At 70.6% G+C, this 15,586-nt stretch carries 15 protein-coding genes; 7 read left to right on the top strand and 8 right to left on the bottom strand.

The genetic code is table 11. The annotated features are described in order from the left end of the window. Positions 1-49 precede the first annotated feature (49 nt). Complete coding sequence (locus tag ABH927_RS12180) at positions 50-670, top strand: amino acid-binding protein (RefSeq protein ID WP_370020910.1); 621 nt, start codon at positions 50-52, stop codon at positions 668-670. Position 671: 1 nt separating this feature from the next. Here ABH927_RS12180 and ABH927_RS12185 read toward each other — a convergent pair whose 3' ends face one another. Beyond that, complete coding sequence (locus tag ABH927_RS12185; RefSeq protein WP_370020912.1) at positions 672-2,042, bottom strand: ABC transporter ATP-binding protein; 1,371 nt, start codon at positions 2,040-2,042, stop codon at positions 672-674. 214 nt (positions 2,043-2,256) lie between these two features. Here ABH927_RS12185 and ABH927_RS12190 point away from each other — a divergent pair, with 214 nt between their 5' ends. Genes ABH927_RS12190 through ABH927_RS12210 form a run of 5 tightly spaced genes read left to right on the top strand, consistent with a single transcriptional unit; the run spans position 2,257 to position 7,964 of the window. Next, entirely contained in the window at positions 2,257-3,531 is a 1,275-nt protein-coding gene (locus ABH927_RS12190; protein ID WP_370020914.1) for an extracellular solute-binding protein, read from the top strand. After that, positions 3,528-4,433 (top strand): carbohydrate ABC transporter permease, encoded by a 906-nt coding sequence (locus tag ABH927_RS12195; RefSeq protein WP_370020916.1) that lies wholly within the window; start codon positions 3,528-3,530, stop codon positions 4,431-4,433. The genes ABH927_RS12190 and ABH927_RS12195 overlap by 4 nt, the downstream gene beginning before the upstream one ends. After that, positions 4,430-5,284, top strand: a complete 855-nt coding sequence (locus tag ABH927_RS12200; RefSeq protein ID WP_370020918.1) for a sugar ABC transporter permease — start codon at positions 4,430-4,432, stop codon at positions 5,282-5,284. The genes ABH927_RS12195 and ABH927_RS12200 overlap by 4 nt, the downstream gene beginning before the upstream one ends. Positions 5,285-5,308: 24 nt before the next feature. Beyond that, a complete protein-coding gene (locus ABH927_RS12205; RefSeq protein ID WP_370020920.1) occupies positions 5,309-6,889 on the top strand; it encodes a glycoside hydrolase family 13 protein in 1,581 nt (526 codons plus the stop codon). Between the two features lie 10 nt (positions 6,890-6,899). Next, positions 6,900-7,964, top strand: coding sequence for a LacI family DNA-binding transcriptional regulator (locus ABH927_RS12210; protein ID WP_370020922.1), 1,065 nt, complete (start codon positions 6,900-6,902; stop codon positions 7,962-7,964). On the opposite strand, the gene eda is transcribed toward ABH927_RS12210, so the two are convergent. The 4 genes from eda to zwf are packed head-to-tail and all read right to left on the bottom strand — an operon-like array spanning position 7,913 to position 12,808. After that, positions 7,913-8,527 (bottom strand): bifunctional 4-hydroxy-2-oxoglutarate aldolase/2-dehydro-3-deoxy-phosphogluconate aldolase, encoded by a 615-nt coding sequence (eda, locus tag ABH927_RS12215; protein ID WP_370020924.1) that lies wholly within the window; start codon positions 8,525-8,527, stop codon positions 7,913-7,915. The genes ABH927_RS12210 and eda overlap by 52 nt on opposite strands. Beyond that, positions 8,524-9,495 carry a glucokinase gene (locus ABH927_RS12220; RefSeq protein WP_370020927.1) on the bottom strand — a complete coding sequence of 324 codons (972 nt, stop codon included), beginning with the start codon at positions 9,493-9,495 and terminating at the stop codon, positions 8,524-8,526. Before ABH927_RS12220 ends, eda begins: the two co-directional genes overlap by 4 nt. Continuing rightward, positions 9,492-11,324, bottom strand: a complete 1,833-nt coding sequence (gene edd, locus ABH927_RS12225; protein WP_370020929.1) for a phosphogluconate dehydratase — start codon at positions 11,322-11,324, stop codon at positions 9,492-9,494. Before edd ends, ABH927_RS12220 begins: the two co-directional genes overlap by 4 nt. Next, positions 11,324-12,808: a glucose-6-phosphate dehydrogenase gene (gene zwf, locus ABH927_RS12230; RefSeq protein ID WP_370020931.1), complete on the bottom strand. Its 1,485-nt coding sequence runs from the start codon at positions 12,806-12,808 to the stop codon at positions 11,324-11,326. The genes edd and zwf overlap by 1 nt, the downstream gene beginning before the upstream one ends. A 106-nt stretch (positions 12,809-12,914) precedes the next feature. On the opposite strand from zwf, the gene ABH927_RS12235 reads away from it, so the two are divergent. Then, positions 12,915-14,075 carry an ROK family protein gene (locus ABH927_RS12235; RefSeq protein WP_370020933.1) on the top strand — a complete coding sequence of 387 codons (1,161 nt, stop codon included), beginning with the start codon at positions 12,915-12,917 and terminating at the stop codon, positions 14,073-14,075. 56 nt (positions 14,076-14,131) lie between these two features. Here the strand turns inward: ABH927_RS12235 and ABH927_RS12240 are convergent, their stop codons facing one another. The 3 genes from ABH927_RS12240 to ABH927_RS12250 all read right to left on the bottom strand — a co-directional run bounded on the left by ABH927_RS12240 (position 14,132) and on the right by ABH927_RS12250 (position 15,427). Then, positions 14,132-14,689 carry an AAA family ATPase gene (locus tag ABH927_RS12240; protein WP_370020935.1) on the bottom strand — a complete coding sequence of 186 codons (558 nt, stop codon included), beginning with the start codon at positions 14,687-14,689 and terminating at the stop codon, positions 14,132-14,134. Beyond that, positions 14,686-15,177 carry a nitroreductase family deazaflavin-dependent oxidoreductase gene (locus ABH927_RS12245; RefSeq protein WP_370020937.1) on the bottom strand — a complete coding sequence of 164 codons (492 nt, stop codon included), beginning with the start codon at positions 15,175-15,177 and terminating at the stop codon, positions 14,686-14,688. Before ABH927_RS12245 ends, ABH927_RS12240 begins: the two co-directional genes overlap by 4 nt. A 67-nt stretch (positions 15,178-15,244) precedes the next feature. Beyond that, positions 15,245-15,427: an HNH endonuclease gene (locus ABH927_RS12250; protein ID WP_370020939.1), complete on the bottom strand. Its 183-nt coding sequence runs from the start codon at positions 15,425-15,427 to the stop codon at positions 15,245-15,247. Positions 15,428-15,586 lie beyond the last annotated feature (159 nt).

Below are 15,586 nucleotides of genomic sequence, written 5' to 3' on the forward strand. Positions count from 1 at the left end.
AACGTCTGTCGGACACTGTTGTTGTCGCAAGACAAGGAGGTGATGCGGGATGTTGCTGCGGCTAAGGGTCTCGCTTCCGGACCGGCCCGGAGTGCTCGGTCAGGTGGCACGCGCGTTCGGGGTGATGGGGGCCGACATCCTGCAGGTGACCGTCCTCGAACGGCAGGCCGGGCGGGCCGTGGACGACTTCACCGTTTCGTGGTCCGGGGTGTTCGAGCCCGAGGAACTGCGCGAGCGGATCGGCGTGGTGCCCGGCACCCGGGTGGAGGCCGTCTGGCCCACCAGGGAGGCTCCCGGCACGAGCCCGGACTACGATCTGCTCGGTTACGTCGCGGGGGAGCCGGACAGGGCCTTCGTCACGCTGGTCGACGCCGTGCCGGACCTGGTCAGCGCGGACTGGGCGGTCGCCGTCGAGTCGGAGAACGGCGCGATCGTGCACGGAAGCTGGCAGGCGCCGGAGGAGGTGCCGTCGTCCGACCTGACGCCGATCCGGCCGTCCGCGTTCAGCGAGGGCGCGCTGCACCTGGTCAGCGTCCCGATGAGCGGCCTGCACCTGGTGGTCGCGCGGTCGCAGGGCCCGGCCTTCCACCGGGCCGAGCTGGACAAGATCTCCCGCCTCGTCGGGATCGTCTCGGTGCTCGCCCGATCCGGAGTCACCCGGACCGCCTGACTTACCGTCGCGGGGGGTCGATGCGGGCGCCGGTCTGGGTGAAGAGCATGAGGCGGGAGACGTCGACGGCGACGCGCCCGTGCTCGCCGGCCTTCCACACCGGGCGGCTGCCCAGCCGCACGATCAGGTCGGCGCGGCGGTGCGTGCCGCTTCCCGAGGGGACGGGAGGCGGCGCCTGCTCTTCCTCCTCCCGGTTCAGCAGCCGGCGCATGACCGAGCGGGCCTTGCCGCTCCCGTTGGCCTGCCCGCCGTTCGCGAGATGGCGCGGGTCCGGAGGCTCCGGCACGACGACCGCCGGGATGCCCGCCTCCAGATAGGCCATCCACTCGTGGCCGTGGTATTCGAGGGTCCGCACCCGGCCGAAGAAGCTCGGCCCCTCGGCCTTCTCGGGCACCGGCACGAGCGCGTCCGGGCGGATCCCCACGATGATCTGGGCCCCGGTGTGCTGGGACACGGCGTAGGCACGTGGATCGGTCCAGGGCATGGTGATCTGGTGCGGCCCGAAATCGAGCAGGATGAACTGGTTCTGCGGGGTGCGCACGGTCGCCGCGAGCAGGTTGAGCTGCTGGGAGCTGAGAAAGGCGGCGGTGAAGGCGGTCGCCGGGTCGTTGTACACCTGCGCGGGGGTGCCGATGTCCTGCAGCACGCCCCTGTTCATGATCGCGATACGGTCGGCGAGCGTGAGCGCCTCGACCTGGTCGTGCGTCACATAGATGGTGGTGACGCCGAGGGCCCGCACGAGCGAGGAGATCTCCATGCGGAGCTCGGTGCGCATCCCGGCGTCCAGGTTGGACAGCGGCTCGTCCATCAGGAAGAGCGACGGCTGGCGCACGATCGCGCGGCCCATCGCGACGCGCTGGCGCTGTCCGCCGGAGAGCGTCCCAGGGCGGCGGTCCAGCGTCTCGTCGATGTGCAGGGCGCGGGAGAGTTCCACGACCCGCTCCCGCACCATGGCGGGGTCGGCCTTGGCGATCTCCAGGGGGAAGGCGAGGTTGCCGCGGACGGTGCGGTGGGGGTAGAGGGCGCCGTTCTGGAACACCATGGCCACGTCGCGGTCGCGGGGAGCGAGGTGGTTCGCGAGCTTGCCGCCCAGCCAGAGGTCGCCTGCGGTGATCTCCTCAAGGCCGGCGATCATGCGGAGGAGAGTGGACTTCCCACAGCCGGAAGGCCCCAGGAGGACGAGCAGCTCACCCTCGTCCGCGCGCAGGTTCATGCGATCGACCGCCAGGTACCCCCCTGGGTAAACCTTGGTCACGTTGTCGAGGACGACGGTGCTCATAAAAGCTCGTTCCTCCCGGGCACGCGTGCCCGGACCCCAGCCACCGGTGTGATTGATGAGGTAGTACATCGTGTCGCGGGCGCTCGTGTCCATACATGACATGAGAAATCCGGCATCTACCTGCAACTTAAGGTTACTGTAAAATTTCCCTGGTGGAAGGTCTGCTGTCAGGGGCGTGCATGACCTCGGACGACCGTCGGAATGTCGTCAATGTAACGAAGTTGCTGAAACTTTCTGTAAGCCTTTCAGTTCGTTCACATGCCTGTTACGTTCCGGGCTACATCCCCCGAACCGAGGAGTGCACATCATGTGGCGACTCATCTCGACTGCGGCAGGCGCCGCGGCGCTCGCTCTGGCGGTCTCCGCCTGTGGCGGCAGCACGAGCTCGGCCCCGGCCACGGACGCCGCCCCCTCCGGTCAGATCACCTGGTGGGACACCTCCGACGCGACGACCGAGGCGCCCGCGTTCCAGGCGCTCATCAAGGACTTCGAGGCCAAATACCCGAAGATCACGGTGAAGTACGTCAACGTGCCGTTCGCCGACGCGCGGGACAAGTTCAAGACCGCCGCGCAGTCCGGTTCCGGGGCCCCCGACGTGCTGCGCACCGACGTCGGCTGGGTGGCGGAGTTCGCCTCCCTCGGCTACCTCGCGCCGCTCGACGGCACGCCCGCGCTCGTCAAGCCCGAGGAGTTCCTGCCTTCGCCGGCGGCCAGCGGCAAGTTCGGCGGCAAGACGTACGGCGTGCCGCAGGTGACCGACACCCTCGGCCTGCTCTACAACAAGGAACTGCTGAAGAAGGCCGGTTACGACGCCCCGCCGGCGACCATGGCCGACCTCAAGAAGGTCGCTCTCGACGTCAAGTCGAAGGCCGGGGCCGACGGCATCGCTCTCAACGTGGACGCCTACTTCCTCCTGCCGTTCATCTACGGCGAGGGCGGCGACTTCGTCGACGTGCCCAACAAGAAGATCACTATCGCGTCGCCGCAGACCGTCGCGGGCGTGAAGATCGTCGAGGACCTCATCAAGTCCGGCGCCACCACCAAGCCCGCCCTGCAGGACAGCTACACCAACGCCGAGACCGCCTTCAAGGAAGGCAAGGTCGCGATGATCTTCAACGGCCCGTGGTCGAACGCCGACAACCTCGGCGGCAAGGTGTTCAAGGACAACCCCGACAACTTCGGCGTCGCTCCGGTCCCCGCCGGTTCGGTGAAGTCGGGCGCCCCCGTGGGCGGCCACGACTACACCGTCTACGCCGGGTCCAAGAACCTGACCGCCTCCTACCTGTTCATCCAGTTCATGGACTCCGCCGAGAGCCAGGCGAAGATCGCCGGCAAGCTCGGCCTGCTGCCGGCCCGCACCTCGGCGTACGCCGCGCCGGAGGCCACGGCCAACCCGAAGATCGCGCAGTGGCAGAAGCCGATGGAGTCCGCGGTCGAGCGCCCCTGGATCCCCGAGGCCGCATCACTGTTCCAGCCGCTGGTCGAGGGCTACCAGAAGCTGGCCGGGGGACAGACCGCCACCGAGCCGATGCTCAAGGACGTCGCCACCGCCTACCAGGCCATCCTCAAGGGCTGGATGTGAGGGAGAGGCACTGGTACGCCTGGGCGATGACGGCTCCGGTCGTCGTGGTGACGCTCGTGCTCGTCGGATACCCGTTGCTCCGCGGCGTCTACCTGTCGCTCACGGACGCGACCGAGGCCAACATGGGGCGCACGATCGGGATGAACGTCATCCCTTCGACCTACGAGTTCGTGGGCCTGCGGAACTACGCCGACATCCTGACGTCCGGCACGTTCGTCACCCGGCTGACCTGGACCGTCGTCTGGACGATCGGGTGCGTCGCCCTTCATGTGGGCATCGGCCTGGGCATGGCGCTCCTGCTCAACCGGCCGATGCGGTTCCGGTCGGTCTACCGGGTCCTCCTCGTGCTGCCCTGGGCCGTGCCCGCGTTCGTGTCGGCGTTCATCTGGCGCTACCTGCTGAACGGCGAGTTCGGCGTGGTGAACGCCATGCTCCGGGCCGCCGGGTTCGCCGGTGTGAGCTGGCTCGACGACCCGTTCTGGGCCAAGGTCTCGGTGATCGCCTGCAACGTCTGGCTGGGCGTGCCGTTCATGATGCTCGCGCTGCTGGGCGGCCTGCAGGCCATCCCGCGCGAGCTGTACGAGGCGGCCGAGGTCGACGGGGCCTCACCGTGGCGGCGCTTCCGGCACATCACCGTGCCGGGCCTGCGCCCCGTGTCGAGCACCGTGGTGCTGCTGGGCACGATCTGGACGTTCAACCAGTTCCCGGTGATCTTCCTGTTGACCCGCGGAGGGCCGGGCGGCTCCACGGAGATCCTCGTCACCTACGCTTACCGGCAGGCGTTCGAGGGCATCCGTAACTATTCGGGATCGGCGGCCTGGGGTCTGGTGATCCTCGCCCTGCTCGTCGTCCTGGCCGGGGTCTACCGCCGCGCCCTCAGGCAGCAAGGGGAGGGCTGGTGAGCCGTACGGTGAACTGGACGCGCGACTCGCGCGGTCCGGTCAGGTCCATCGCGTTGCACCTCACGCTCATCGTGGCGTGCCTGATCGCGGTCTTCCCGGTCGCGTGGCTGGTGCTGACCTCGCTCAAGCCCCGGCAGGTCATCGAGACGGCCTCGGTGCGCCTCTTCGAGCAGCCGACGCTGGACAACTACGCCGAGGTGCTCCGGGACACCGAGTTCCTGACGTGGGCGGCCAACTCGCTGATCGTCTCGCTCGCCACGGCGCTCATCGGCGTGCTGTTGTCGGCCACCACGGGCTACGCCGTGAGCCGGTTCCGCTTCCCGGGCTTCCGCTCGGTGATGTGGATGCTGCTGATCACGCAGATGTTCCCGGTCGCGATCCTGATCGTGCCGATCTACAACCTGATGGCCGGGCTGGGCCTCATCAACCAGTTCCCCGCCCTCGTCATCGCGTACCTCACGTCCACGGTGCCGTTCTGCGCGTGGATGATGAAGGGCTACTTCGACACCGTGCCGGTCTCGATCGACGAGGCGGGCAGGGTGGACGGGCTCACCCCGTTCGGCACGTTCTGGCGGCTGATCCTGCCCCTGGCCAAACCCGGGCTGGCCGTGGCCGCCTTCTACTCCTTCCTCACCGCCTGGGCGGAGGTCGCCTACGCGACGGCCTTCATGACAGGTGACGAGAAGTACACACTCGCCGTCGGCCTCAGCCAGTTCGTCGGCCAGCACAAGGCGGAATGGGGCCTGCTCACGGCCTCGTCGGTGCTGATCGCCATCCCGGCGGCCGTCGTCTTCCTGCTCGTCCAGCGCCATCTCGTCACCGGGCTCACCGCCGGTGCCACGAAGGCGTGACACCATTTGAATCGGGGGATCCCAATGACCGAGCCTGCCGTCCAGCCGTCCGCCGTCGCCACGCGGTGGTGGCGTGACGCGGTGATCTACCAGGTGTACGTCCGCAGCTTCGCGGACGGCAACGGGGACGGCGTCGGCGACCTGCTCGGAGTGCGCAGCCGGCTTCGGTACCTCTCCGAGCTCGGGGTCGACGCCGTCTGGCTCACGCCGTTCTATCCGTCTCCGATGGCCGACTTCGGCTACGACGTGGCGGACTACCGCGACGTCGATCCGATCTTCGGCTCGCTGGGCGACGCCAAGGATCTGATCACGGACGCCCACGCGCTGGGCCTTCGGATCATCGTGGACGTGGTGCCGAACCACACCTCCGACCGGCATCCGTGGTTCGCGGCAGCCGTACAGGCGGGGGCGGGCAGCCCCGAGCGGGAGCGGTACATCTTCAGGGACGGCGAGGGCGAGGACGGCGAGCTGCCGCCCAACGACTGGGAGTCCGTCTTCGGCGGCTCCGCCTGGACGCGAATCGAGGACGGGCAGTGGTACCTCCACCTGTTCGCCCCCGAGCAGCCCGACCTCAACTGGGAGCATCCCGAGGTCCACGCCGAGTTCGCCGACGTCCTGCGGTTCTGGCTGGACCTGGGCGTGGACGGCTTCCGGATCGACGTGGCCCACGGGATGGTGAAGGCGCCCGGCCTGCCCGACGTGGGGCACACCGGCCAGGTGGAGCTGATCGGCGCCGATGTGGTGCCGTTCTTCGACCAGGACGGGGTGCACGACATCCACCGCGCCTGGCGGAAGATCCTGGACTCCTACGAGGGGGAGCGGATCGGCGTCGCCGAGGCGTGGGCGCCCTCCCCGGAACGGCTGGCCCACTACGTCCGGCCGGACGAGCTGCACCAGGCGTTCAACTTCCACTTCCTCAAGACCCCCTGGGACGCGGCGAGGTTCCGCGACGTCATCGACGAGTCGCTGCGGACGGCGGCGCTCGTGGGCGCCCCCTCGACGTGGGTGCTGTCCAACCACGACGTCAAGCGGCACGTCACCCGGTACGGCGGCGGCGAGCGAGGGTTGCGCCGGGCGCGGGCGGCGGCCCTGCTCATGCTGGCGTTGCCCGGATCGGCCTACGTCTACCAGGGCGAGGAACTCGGCCTGCCCGAGGTGCTCGACCTGCCCGAGCAGTACCTGCGGGACCCGCAGCGGCTCCGCGACCCCGAAAGCGGCCGGGACGGCTGCCGCGTGCCCCTCCCGTGGTCGGCCGACGGGGAGCCGCCGGGAAGCTGGTTGCCCGTTCCCACCGACTGGCGCGACCTCAGCGTGGAGGCGCAGCTGCGGGACGGCGCCTCCATGCTCAGCCTCTACCGGGCGGCGCTGAAGCTCCGGCGTGAGCACCCCGCTCTCGGCGACGGCACGCTGACCTGGCTGCCCGGCCCGGCGGGCACACTCGCGTTCCGGCGCGGCGAATCCTTCGTCTGCGTGGCGAACCTGACGTCCGAGTGGGCCGAGATCGGCGGGGTGCCCGGCGCCCTGCTCCTCGCCAGCGCGGGATGGGACGTCTCTGGTGACGTGGTCCGCCTCGCACCGGATTCGGCCACATGGTGGGCCCTCTAAGGTGATGCCCATGTACAACGCGCGGCTGGCCGACATCGCGGCGCAGGCCGGTGTCAGCGAAGCGACGGTCAGCCGCGTGCTCAACGGCAAGGCGGGGGTCTCCCCGAACACCCGCCAGGCCGTCCTCACCGCGCTCGACCTCGTGGGATACGAGCGGCCTCAGCGGCTCCGCCACCGCGGCAACGGCCTGATCGGCCTGGTCATCCCCGAGTTGGGCAATCCGATCTTCCCGGCGTTCGCGCAGGCGGTGGAGAAGGCGCTGACCCAGCACGGCTACACGCCGATCCTGTGCACGCAGGAGCCCAGGGGCGCCCCCGAGGATGAGTTCACCGAGATGCTCCTGGACCGGGGCGTCTCCGGCATCGTCTACGTGTCCGGCCTGCACTCCGACACCACGGCGCGGATCGACCGCTACGCCCGCCTCATCGACCGCGGGCTGCCGATCGTGCTCGTGGACGGGTACAACGAGGCCATCCCCGCGCCGTTCATCTCGCCCGACGACAGGCTCGCCGCGCGCCTCGCCGTACAGCACCTGGTGGACCTCGGGCACGAGCGCATCGGGCTCGCGCTGGGCCAGCGGCGCTTCGTCCCCGTCATCCGCAAGATCGAGGGTTTCCGGCAGGCCATGGCGCGGTTGCTCGGCCTGACGGACGTCGACGAGCTGATCCAGCACTCGCTGTTCTCGGTCGAGGGCGGGCAGGCCGCCGCCGGGGCGCTCATCGAGCGGGGCTGCACGGGCATCTTCTGCGCGAGCGACCTCATGGCGCTCGGCGCGATCCGCGCGGCGCGGGAGCGGGGGCTCTCGGTGCCGGGCGACGTGTCGGTCGTCGGATTCGACGACTCCCCGCTGATGGCGTACACCGATCCCCCGCTCACGACGGTCCGCAAGCCGATCGGCGCGATGGCGGCGGCTGCGGTACAGACCCTGCTGGAGGAGATCGGCGGCACCCCGGCCGAGCACGTCGAGCTGGTCTACCAGCCCGAGCTGGTCGTGCGCGGCTCCACCAGCTCCGGCCCCCGCTGTCAGCCGCGCAGCGCCGCGGCCTCCGTGGCCAGCTTCTCGACGCGGGCGTAGTCTCCGGCCGCCAGGGCGTCCGCCGGGGTGAGCCAGCTTCCGCCGACGCAGCCGACGTTCGGCAGGGCCAGATAGGCCGGCGCGTTCGCCGGCGTGATCCCGCCCGTGGGGCAGAACCGCACGTCCGGCAGCGGGCCGCTGAGCGACTTCAGGAACGCCGCGCCGCCCGCGGCCTCGGCGGGGAAGAACTTCAGCTCCCGCACGCCCCGCTCCGCCAGCGACATGGCCTCGGACGCGGTGGCGGCCCCGGGCAGGAACGGCACGCCGCCCGCCAGTAGCGCGGCGAGCAGCGCGGGCGTCGTCCCCGGCGACACGAGGAAACGGGAGCCGGCCTCGACCGCCGCCTCCACGTCGCCAGGGGTCCGGACGGTGCCCGCGCCGACGACGGCCTCGGGCACCTCGGCGGCGATCCGCCTGATGGCGTCGAGCGCGGCGGGCGTGCGCAACGTGACCTCGATCACGGGCAGGCCGCCCGCGACGAGCGCACGGGCGAGGGGAACGGCGGTCGAGGCGTCGTCCACGACGACGACCGGGACCACGGGGGCAAGGTCAAGAAGGCTCATACCAGCTCCACATTAGAGGACCGCTGGGCGAGCCACGCGGCGGCGCCGGTCAGCGCGGGCTGCCCGGCGACGATCAGCGAGGTCGCGATCGCGGTGATGTAGTCGGACAGGGCGGGCGCCGTCTGCTCGAACCGCGCGCGGAAGTCGCTGCGCCGGGCCCGCTCGGCGATCCGGGGCAGCACGCCGCCGCCGAGGTAGACGCCGCCCCGCGCGCCGAGCGTCAGCGCGACGTTGCCGGCGAAGCCTCCGAGCAGGGCGAGGAACACCTCGACGGTCTCCACGCAGAGCGGGTCGGCCGACGCCACGATCTCCGACGCCGCCACGGCTCGTGGCGTGACGCCGCGGACCAGTGAGAGGCCCCGGTGCAGCCGCGGCAGGCCCGTGCCGGACACCAGGTGCTCCGCGTCCACGTACGGCAGGCCGTCCGCGCGCAGCGCCCGCACGATCTCCATCTCCAGGTCGGTCACTGCCGGGGCCGAGGAGTGCCCGCCCTCGCCCGGCAGCGGCACCCACCCGGCGCCCACGGGCACGAGCCCGCCCACGCCGAGGCCTGTGCCCGGCCCGAGCACCGCCTTCGTCATGCCGGCGCTGGGCGGCGGCCCCCCGAGCGGCGCGAGGTCGTCGCCGGCGAGGTGCGGCAGAGAGAAGGCGAGCGCCTCGAAGTCGTTGAGGAGCTCCACATGCGGGATGCCGAGCTCGCCGACCGAACCCGCCCATCCCGCGTTCGTCAGCCGGTACCGGTCGTCCTTGACCGGACCGGCGATCGCCAGACACGCGGCCCCCGGCCGAACTCCGCCCGCATGGTCTGCGAGATAGGCGGCTACGGCATCGGCAAGGCCGGGATGTTGGGAAACGTTCAGTACGGCTACGGCCTCCGGCTGCCCGCCCGGCCCGGTCACCAAACCGAAGCGCGCGTTGGTGCCGCCGACGTCGGCGACGAGCCAGGGGTACGCCAAGCTGGATGTCATGCGGCGCCGCCCGAGAACACGCTCGCGCCGCGCTCGGCCGGTCCGGCCATGCGGCGGAACGAGGCGAACAGCTCCCTGCCGGTGCCCGCCCACTCCGCGTCGCTCAGCGGCCCCCCCTGTCGAACCCGGCCGGTCAGGTCGGCGAGGACGGTCAGCGTCCCGGCGGCCGAGTCGAGGCGGATCACGTCGCCGTCGCGGACGAGGGCGATCGGCCCGCCGTGGGCGGCCTCCGGGGACAGGTGGATCGCCGCCGGGACCTTGCCGGACGCGCCGGACATGCGCCCGTCGGTGACGATGGCCACCTTCTGGCCCCGGTCCAGCAGCACGGCGAGCGGAGGCGTGAGCTTGTGCAGCTCCGGCATGCCGTTCGCGCTCGGACCCTGGTAGCGGACGACCGCCACGAAGTCCTGCCCGTCGAGCTCCCCGTCCTCGAACGCCCTGAGCAGGTCGAGCTGGTCGTCGAACACCTTGGCCGGCGCCTCGACGACCAGGTGCTCGGGCTTGACGGCCGACACCTTGCTCACGGCCCGCCCGAGGTTGCCCGACAGCATGTGGATGCCGCCGTCGGCCGAGAAGGGCGTGCTCACCGGCCGGAGCACGTCGAGATCGCCGCTGCCCTCCGTCCGCTCCGCCCAGGCCAGCGAGCCCTCCTTCAGGGCGGGAGCCGTACGGTAGAGGTCGAGGCCCCGGCCCGCGACTGTCAGCACGTCGTCGTGGAGGAGCCCGGCGTCGAGCAGGTCGCCGATGAAGACGGCCATGCCGCCCGCCTCCTGGAAGTGGTTCACGTCCGCCTGGCCGTTCGGGTACATCCGGGTGAGCAGCGGCACCACCTTGGACAGGTCGGCCATGTCGTCCCAGGTCAGCGTGATCCCCGCGGCGGCGGCCATGGCGACCAGGTGCATGGTGTGGTTGGTCGATCCGCCTGAGGCGAGCAGCGCGACGACCGCGTTGACGATCGCCTTCTCGTCGACGACCTCGCCGAGCGGGGTGTACTCGTCCCCGTGCGGCGTGATCTCGACGGCCCGGCGGGCCGCGGCCTCCGTCAGCGCGTGCCGCAGCTCGGTGTGCGGGTTGACGAACGTCGCGCCCGGCAGGTGGAGGCCCATCACCTCCATCAGGAGCTGGTTGGAGTTCGCCGTGCCGTAGAACGTGCAGGTGCCGGGGGAGTGGTACGACTGCGCCTCCGCGTCCAGCATCTCCACGCGGGTGATCTTGCCTTCCGCGAAATGCTGCCTGGCCCTCGCCTTGGTCTTGTTCGGCAGGCCCGACGTCATCGGCCCGGCCGGGATGAAGATCGCGGGCAGGTGGCCGAAGTGGAGCGCGCCGATGAACAGCCCGGGGACGATCTTGTCGCAAACGCCGAGCAGCAGCGCCGCGTCGAACATGTCGTGCGACAGCGCGATCGCGGTCGCCATGGCGATCACGTCACGGCTGTAGAGCGACAGCTCCATGCCGGCCCGGCCCTGGGTGATGCCGTCGCACATCGCGGGCACGCCGCCCGCGACCTGCGCGACGCCGCCCGCCCGCCGGACGGCCCTCTTCAGCTCCGGCGGGTAGGTCTCATACGGCTGGTGCGCGGACAGCATGTCGTTGTAGGAGGTCACGATGGCCACGCCCGGCTTGGCCGTACCACGCAGGTCGAGCTTCTCCTCGGCGGCCGCGGCCGCGAAGCCGTGCGCCAGGTTGGCGCAGCCGAGACGGCCCCGGGCGGGTCCCCGCTCCCGCAGTTCCCGCCCCTCCCTGCCGATCCGGTCGAGATAGGCCGTACGGCTGTCGCGGCTGCGTGCGCGGATGCGGTCGGTGACCTGGGCGATCACTCGGTCCGTCACTAGAGGTCCTCCTCGTGCCAGGCGCGGCCGCTGCGGGCCAGCAGTTCGTGTGCCCCCGCGGGCCCTGAGGTCCCGGCGGGGTACGGCTCGGGCAGCATCTCCGAGCTGTCCCAGCTCTCGATGATCGGGTCGATCCACCGCCAGGCGGCCTCGACCTCGTCGCGCCGCATGAACAGGGTGGGATTCCCGGACAGCACGTCCATGAGGAGCCGCTCGTACGCGTCGGGAACCCGGCTCTGGAAGGTGTCCGCGAAGCTGAGGCTCAGCGGCACGGGCCGGAGCATGACCTCGCCCGCCCCCGGCTCCTTGGCCATGAGACGCAGATGGATGCCCTCGCTGGGCTGAAGCCGCAGCACCAGCCGGTTCGGCGTGGCCCCCGGGAAGATCGCGTGCGGCACGTCCTTGAACTGGATGACGATCTCCGACCGCCGGAAGGGCATCCGCTTGCCGGTGCGCAGGTAGAACGGCACGCCTGCCCAGCGCCAGTTCTTCACCTCGGCACGGACGGTGGCGAACGTCTCCACCCGGTGTGACGCGGCGGTGGGCTTCGTACTGTCCGGCTCGTCCAGATAGCCGGGCACGCGCGAGCCCGCTCCGGCGGTGTACTGACCACGGACGGTGAAGCGGTCGACCTCGGACCCCACGATCGGCCGGAGCGACTGCAGCACCTTCACCTTCTCGTCACGGACGGCCTCGCGGTCGTTGCGGGACGGCGGCTCCATCGCGACCAGGCAGAGCAACTGGAGCAGGTGGTTCTGCACCATGTCGCGCAGCGCGCCCGCGTGGTCGTAGTAGCCCCGGCGACCTGGGGTCCCGACGGTCTCGGCGGCCGTGATCTGCACGTGGTCGATCCACAGCGAGTTCCAGATCGGCTCGAGGAACGCGTTGGCGAACCGCAGCACGAGCAGGTTCTGGACCGTCTCCTTGCCCAGGTAGTGGTCGATGCGGAAGATCTGCCGCTCGTCGAAGATGGCGCCGACCTCGTCGTTGATGGCCTGGGCGCTGAGCAGATCGCGGCCGAGCGGCTTCTCCAGGACGACGCGGGACCGAGGCGTCACCAGCCCGGCCTCGTGCGCGCCCCGGCAGAACGGGCCGAACGTCATGGGCGGGCTGGCGAGGTAGAAGACCCGGTCGCGCCCCCCGTGCCCGGCGAGCAGACCGGTGATCGCGTCCCATCCGCCCGGGGTGGGCCCGCCGACGTCGATGGAAACGTGGTGAAGCCTGCGCGTGAACCGGTCCCAGCCGTCGCCCGCGCCCCCGTCCGAATCCACGGCGGGCCGTACCTCCGCGTCGACCTTGCCCCGGAAGTCGGCGTCGTCGAGGCCGCCGCGTGACATGGCGATGATCCGCGTCTCCTCGGCGAGCCGCCCGTCGCGGTCGCAGTGGTACAGCGCGGGGAGGAGCTTCCGCATGGAAAGGTCTCCGGTCCCGCCGAAGATGATCAGGTCGGCCGCCTGTCGCTCGGCGGTCGGGTACTCGGGCATGTTCGGACATTAGCGACAAGTTATGTGCCCCTGCAAGCCGACTTTTGTAACTCCAGATGAATAAGTCATTGAACTTCGGTAAGCCGCTGTGCTTCACTTTTGGTTGATGACACGTCTTGCGACCACCGGCGAGGTCCTCCAGCTCATCCGGAGCGGGGAGGCGCTGACGCGCGCCGACATCGGGCGTGTGACGGGGCTGTCACGCCCCGCCGTCGCCCTTCGTGTCTCCGAGCTGCTCCAGCGCGGGCTGATCGTGGAGGACGCCGAAGGGCCCTCGACCGGCGGCCGCCCGCCGGTCCGGCTGCGCTTCAACACCGCCGGGGGCGTCGTCCTCGTCGCCTCGCTCGGCGCCAGCCGTACCCAGATCGCGATCTGCGACCTCACCGGCGAGGTGCTGCTCCGGACCGATCTCGACATCGACGTCGAGGAGGGCCCCGACGTCGTCCTTCCCCTGGTCATGGACACCTGGAAGAAGCTGCTCGACGGCCACGGCCCGGTCGTGGGCGTCGGCCTCGGCGTACCGGCGACGGTGGAGTTCGCGGCGGGCCGCACCGAGAGCGCCCGCGTGATGGCGAGCTGGACGGGCGTGGTCATCCCGCCGATCATCGCGGCGCGCTACCCCGTGCCCGTGCTGGTCGACAACGACGTGAACGTCATCGCGATGGGCGAGCACCGCGTCGCCTACGCCTCCGAGCTCGACGACCTGCTCTTCGTGAAGGTCTCCACCCGGATCGGCGCCGGAGTGATCTCCGGGGGGAGCATCCTGCGCGGCGCCCTCGGCGCGGCCGGCGAGATCGGCCACATCCCGGTCAGGGACGGCGGCGGGGTCCTGTGCCGCTGCGGCAACCTCGACTGCGTCGACTCCGTGGCCAGCGGCACGGCCATCCTGCGCGAGCTCCGCGCCAAGGGCCGCGACGTGCTGTCGCTCGCCGACGTGACCGCCCTGGTCCGCGCGGGCGACGCCGAGACCATGGCCGTCGTACGGCAGGCCGGCCGCTGGCTGGGCGAGGTCATCTCCGGCGCGGTCAACCTGCTCAACCCGGCCATCGTCGTGCTCGGGGGAGACGTGGCCGAGATGTTCCAGCCGCTGGTGTCGGGCGTCCGCGAGGTCGTCTACCAGCGATCGACGCAGCTCTCGACGCGGAGCCTGCGGATCGAGCGCAGCCGCCTGGGGCCCGGCGCCGGCATCACCGGTTGCGCCCTCCTCGTCATCGATCACATCCTGTCGGCGGACGCCATCGACGCGGCGACCCCCCGCATGCTGTAACGTCGGCAGGCGGAGATCCAGAGCCTCCGCGAGACCATGCGCGACCGCGTCCCCTTCTAACTGATCCGGCTTATCTGCTCGCCGAGGGATGGTGCGCCGAGACGGTTGTCGATCTCGAAGTACGGCACGGCCGGCGGTTCGTCGACCCTGATCGCCTTCAGAAACTCCTCGAACTGGTCGAGCTTCTGACCGTCCCGGTGCGAGCCACGTGTGGTGAGGCGTTCCCGCAGGGTGGCCGCGTCCGACCGCACCCAGACGAGACGCACATCCGGCCCCCCGAGCTCGGCGACCCACTTCTCCCACAGCCCCGCGTCGTGGACCTGGCTCGTGAAGGGCCCGCCCAGCATCACCGGACAGCCGTGCGCCCGGATCTCCTTCGCCGTCGCCGTGAGCCCGGCGTACTCGTATCGCTTGATGTGCTCGTCATACCAGGGGCCCTCCCGCTCGCCCGGCGGCCTGCCGTGCGTCGCGAGGGTGGCCTCGACGAAGCCGCCGTAGAGCGTGTCCTTGTCCAGCAGGGCCGGAACCGGGTCGAGATGGCGCAGCAGGATCGAGCAGACCGTCGACTTGCCCGACCCCGGCGGTCCCGACACCACCCACAACGGCGCGGTCATGCCGGCGTCAGCCTGAAGACACGCAGCTCCCGGCCCGACTTCTCCGTGTAGCGCTCGTAGAGCGGCCAGTTGGTGAGCAGGCGCCGCCAGGCCTCGTCCCGTTCGGCGCCTTGGAGCAGCAGCGCGGTGACGGCCATCTCCCGGCCGCGGAAGCCGACCTTCGCCGCGGGTGTCTTGATCAGGTTCGACGTCCAGGCTGGGTGGTTCTCGCGTCCGAAGTTGCTGCCGACGACGATGAAGGAGCCGCCGGGCTCGGGCCAGCAGGCCAGCGGGGTCTGGCGAGGCTCGCCGCTCTTGCTGCCGGTGGTCGTCAGCAGGAGATGCGGGATCAGCTGGTCGCCCATGAGGATCCTGCCGCCGCTCAGCCGGTACACCAGCCGATCCGCCTGCGGCACGATCTTCGGGGCGATCCTGGCGAACCCGTCGGTGCCGGAGAGCCACTGGAAGAACGACCGCAGAGCCCCACCGCCGGAGCTCTGACCCGCCATGCTCACCTCGCATCGAAGACGGACTCCACCGTAGTCTCACCGCCGAGCCCAGGTCCATACGCGATCTTCAGTCGGTGTCGGTGATGTAGGTGTCGCCGGTCCGGGTGCGCCACAGGAGCCGTCCGGGGCGGATCTGCCGCACGCGGACGCCCGGGACCGTGCCCTTGATCCGGTGGTGGCGCCGGTGGAGCGCGGCGAGGTTGCCATACGCGGTGGGGCCGCCCTTGTCGCGGGCGAGGGTGTGATCCACATCGGCGCTCCAGGCCGAGTGGTTGCACGACGGCGCGCGGCATGTCCGATCGCGGGCCCTGACCTTGGCGGACAGGGCCACGGAGGGCCGGTAGCCGGTTCCGGGGGAGGGACATCGTCCACTTCCCGGACGGCCTTCCTGATCCGCACGACCTGTGGG

This window comes from Planotetraspora sp. GP83, from assembly GCF_041262585.1.
Lineage (GTDB): Bacteria > Actinomycetota > Actinomycetes > Streptosporangiales > Streptosporangiaceae > JAOEGB01.